Raw genomic sequence first — 3,355 nt, 5'->3', positions numbered from 1 at the left:
GAGCAGGATGCAGCAATCAGCGTATAGAACAAGCTCTAACGGGCAGTATGAACAAAATAGCAACTTTATTTCACCCGAAAATATACGGTGGAACAATGTTGCTTACTCTAAACTCTAGATATGCGACATACAGCGAAAATATTCCCATGCCCTGTTTCCTGACAAAAGTCTGTTCCGTTCAATTGCTGCAGAACCTGAACCGCCAGCTCAAACAGCACTGTTGCGCGAAAGACTCGAAGACCTGCTCAACCGCCTGGTTTTCGGCATGCCATTCAATCTCTGGACAGAGATGACAACCTTCGGGGAGCTGGAAGCCTGGATGCATGATTCGCACACCGTAGCGGCACGTTAAATCCATGAACTTGGATGGGAGGGCTCGGGTCGAAACAGAATCGGCGCTTTGCCCGTCCTGGATGCTTCAGTTTTACATCGCAAGATGGAAAAAGATGCATTTATCAGCGCACCCCGCTGGGAGGGGAAATGTCGGGAAACAACCCCTTACACCCGTACCGACAGCACCTTATTGCGGAATCTGCGCGCTGAACATGGCAACGGACTGATGCCCCGTCTTGTTGCTCGCCTCAGCGAGATCGCTCAAACGGCCGATTGGCTGCTGTCTGCTGATGGCAAGATCAGACAAACAGCGATAATAAGGTGACGGCATCGGGCAGGCCTGCGCCGCCAGGGGACAGCTGTTTCACAGCGTGGTGCTCGATGAAGCAAACGGAATAGAACGCTATCGTATCCTGGCGCCAACAGAGTGGAACTTTCATCCCCAGGGCGTGGTGAGCTGCTCCCTGAAAACGCTGCAGGGTGACAGACAGCAGATCGAAGCACAGGCACACCAGCTGATCAGGGCAATCGACCCCTGTGTGGCATACAAACTGACGGTCGGCGGGCCGCGAGGATCAGGACATGCATGAGATGTCGCTGTGTGAAGGCGTGTTGCAGATCCTGGAGGATCACGCCGCGAAGCAGGGTTTTACCCGGGTCAGGACCGTGTGGCTGGAAATCGGTCAGCTGGCCGGCGTGGAAGTGGAAGCCATGCGCTTCTGCTTCGATGCGGTTACCAAAGACACACTCGCAGATGGCGCCGCACTGGAAATCATCGAATTGCCGGGGCAGACCTGGTGTCTGCAGTGCAGCAAGCAGGTAGCGGTCACGCAGCGCTTCGATGCCTGTCCCCATTGCGGGGGATTCCAGCTGCAGGTCACGGGCGGAGAGGAACTGCGCATCAAGGAGCTGGAAGTGGACTGATACTTCCCGGGGGTTTCTTCTTGACAAACACGCCCTGCGGACGCACAGTTTACTGTAACGAACGAATGCCGAGGTGACAGATGTGTACAGTATGCGGATGCGGTGAAGGCGAGACCACGATCGAGGGCGAAGAACAGGGTCACCACCACCATCATCATGATCACAGTCATCACCATCACCATGGACATGATGCGGTGCATGACTATGGCCAGGGGCCTGCGCACGCTCATGTACCGGGTCTCAGCCAGGCGCGCATGGTGCAGATCGAAGAGGACATCCTCGGCAAGAGCAACCGCTACGCCGCTGCCAACCGCGGCTGGTTAGCAGAGCGCCGGATACTGGCGCTGAATCTGGTTTCCAGCCCCGGTTCAGGCAAGATGACCCTGCTGGTGCGCAGCATCGAAGCACTGAAAGACGAACTCGGCCTGTCCGTGATCGAAGGTGATCAGCAGACAGCCAACGATGCCGACAGGATCCGTGAGACCGGCGTCGGCGCCCTGCAGATCAACACGGGCAAGGGCTGTCACCTGGATGCCCACATGATCGGTCATGCCCTGGACAGCCTCAAGCCGGAAGATGGCAGCGTGCTGTTCATCGAAAACGTGGGCAACCTGGTCTGTCCCGCTGCCTTCGACCTGGGTGAGGCACACAAGGTGGCCATACTGTCGGTCACCGAAGGGGAAGACAAGCCCATCAAGTACTCGGACATGTTCCATGCCGCCGACCTGGTGCTGCTCAACAAGATCGACCTCCTGACAAGATCGACCTCCTGCCTTACGTGGATTTCGACGTGGACAAGTGCATTGCCTACGCCCGGCGCATCAATCCCGGCATCAAAGTGCTGCAGGTTTCAGCCACCACCGGCGAAGGCATGGACAACTGGTACCAGTGGGTAAGGACCACCCGGCAACTGGCCATGATCGGATAGCGCTGTGTGTCTTGCGCTGCCTGCGAGGGTCGTTTCCATCGATGCCGACAATGCCATGGCAACCGTGTTGCTGGGGGAAGTGAAGAAGTCCATTTCCCTGGCGCTGGTGGACGATGTGCAGGTGGATGATTTCGTACTCATCCATGTGGGTTATGCCCTGAACCGCATCAGCGATAGAGGAGGCCGAGCGCACCCTGGCCCGGCAGTTGTCTGCAGCCATTGAACAGGCCGTGGAGCCACAGCGGGAGTACCGGCTGATGGAGTTCTGCGGTGGCCATACCCACGCTATCTTCCGCTACGGCGTGCAGGATCTCATGCCATCCAACATACGCTTCGTACACGGCCCCGGTTGCCCAGTGTGCGTGTTACCCGTGGGGCGCATCGACAACGTCATTCAGCTGGTCGAAGAACAGGATGTCATCCTGTGCAGCTACGGTGACATGCTGCGGGTGCCGGGCAGCGGCCGCAAGAGCCTGCTGAAGGTGAAGGCCGCGGGTGGCGATGTGCGCATGGTGTATTCCACCCTGGATGCCCTGAAGATTGCACGGGACAATCCGGATCGCCAGGTGGTGTTCTTCGCCATCGGTTTCGAAACCACCACGCCACCCACCGCGGTGGCCATCCGGCAAGCGCAGGCCGAAGGCCTGGGCAACTTCAGCGTGTTCTGCAACCATGTACTAACGCCCCCCGCCATCAAGCGCATCCTCGATGCCCCGGAACAGGATGCAGGCGGTTCGGTCGCCATTGAGGGTTTTTTCGGGCCATCTCATATAAGTTCTGTGATTGGCTCGCTACCTTATGAATATTCTACAAAAAAATATCACAAACCCGTGGTCATTGCCGGTTTCGAACCCCTGGACATCATGCAGTCCACGCTCATGCTGGTGCGCCAGCTCAATGCCGGTCGCGCCGAGGTGGAGAACGAATACACGCGGGTGGTTTCCCGCGAAGGCAACCGCAAGGCTCAGGCGCTGATGGATGAAGTGCTGGAGCTGCGCCCGACATTCGAATGGCGCGGCCTGGGAATGATTCCCGCCAGCGCGCTGCGGATCAGAGAGCGCTACGCCGCTTTCGATGCCGAGAAGCGTTTCGACATGCCCGCCACCCAGGCGTCCGACGTGAGGGGCTGTGAATGTCCCCGCATTCTCAGGGGCATAAAGATCCCCACGG

At 58.1% G+C, this 3,355-nt stretch carries 7 protein-coding genes; all 7 read left to right on the top strand.

The genetic code is table 11. The annotated features are described in order from the left end of the window. The first annotated feature begins 220 nt into the window (after window positions 1-220). Window positions 221-352 (top strand): hypothetical protein, encoded by a 132-nt coding sequence (locus tag ACOCD2_RS12795; protein ID WP_293650146.1) that lies wholly within the window; start codon window positions 221-223, stop codon window positions 350-352. 48 nt (window positions 353-400) lie between these two features. Then, entirely contained in the window at window positions 401-658 is a 258-nt protein-coding gene (locus ACOCD2_RS12790; protein WP_293650147.1) for a hypothetical protein, read from the top strand. Window positions 659-662: 4 nt separating this feature from the next. Then, entirely contained in the window at window positions 663-923 is a 261-nt protein-coding gene (locus ACOCD2_RS12785) for a nickel-dependent hydrogenase large subunit (RefSeq protein WP_293650149.1), read from the top strand. Further along, entirely contained in the window at window positions 916-1,257 is a 342-nt protein-coding gene (gene hypA, locus ACOCD2_RS12780) for a hydrogenase maturation nickel metallochaperone HypA (protein WP_293650148.1), read from the top strand. Before ACOCD2_RS12785 ends, hypA begins: the two co-directional genes overlap by 8 nt. An 80-nt stretch (window positions 1,258-1,337) precedes the next feature. Further along, window positions 1,338-2,153 (top strand): hydrogenase nickel incorporation protein HypB, encoded by an 816-nt coding sequence (gene hypB, locus ACOCD2_RS12775; RefSeq protein WP_305800414.1) that lies wholly within the window; start codon window positions 1,338-1,340, stop codon window positions 2,151-2,153. 36 nt (window positions 2,154-2,189) lie between these two features. Continuing rightward, window positions 2,190-2,408, top strand: a complete 219-nt coding sequence (gene hypC, locus ACOCD2_RS12770; protein ID WP_308214446.1) for a HypC/HybG/HupF family hydrogenase formation chaperone — start codon at window positions 2,190-2,192, stop codon at window positions 2,406-2,408. Beyond that, window positions 2,392-3,355: hydrogenase formation protein HypD (gene hypD, locus ACOCD2_RS12765; RefSeq protein WP_293649947.1), on the top strand; the 964-nt coding region annotated here is incomplete at its 3' end. The genes hypC and hypD, both read left to right, overlap by 17 nt.

This window comes from Thiolapillus sp. (genome assembly GCF_048562965.1).
GTDB lineage: Bacteria > Pseudomonadota > Gammaproteobacteria > Chromatiales > Chromatiaceae > Thiolapillus > Thiolapillus brandeum_A.
This window is presented reverse-complemented; position numbering and strand designations above follow the sequence as displayed.

What these genes read in the sequence shown, in the direction of transcription:
- hypA (WP_293650148.1), top strand. Translation starts at nt 916, where the DNA reads ATGCATGAGATGTCGCTGTGTGAAGGCGTGTTGCAGATCCTGGAGGAT.
- hypB (WP_305800414.1), top strand. Translation starts at nt 1,338, where the DNA reads ATGTGTACAGTATGCGGATGCGGTGAAGGCGAGACCACGATCGAGGGC.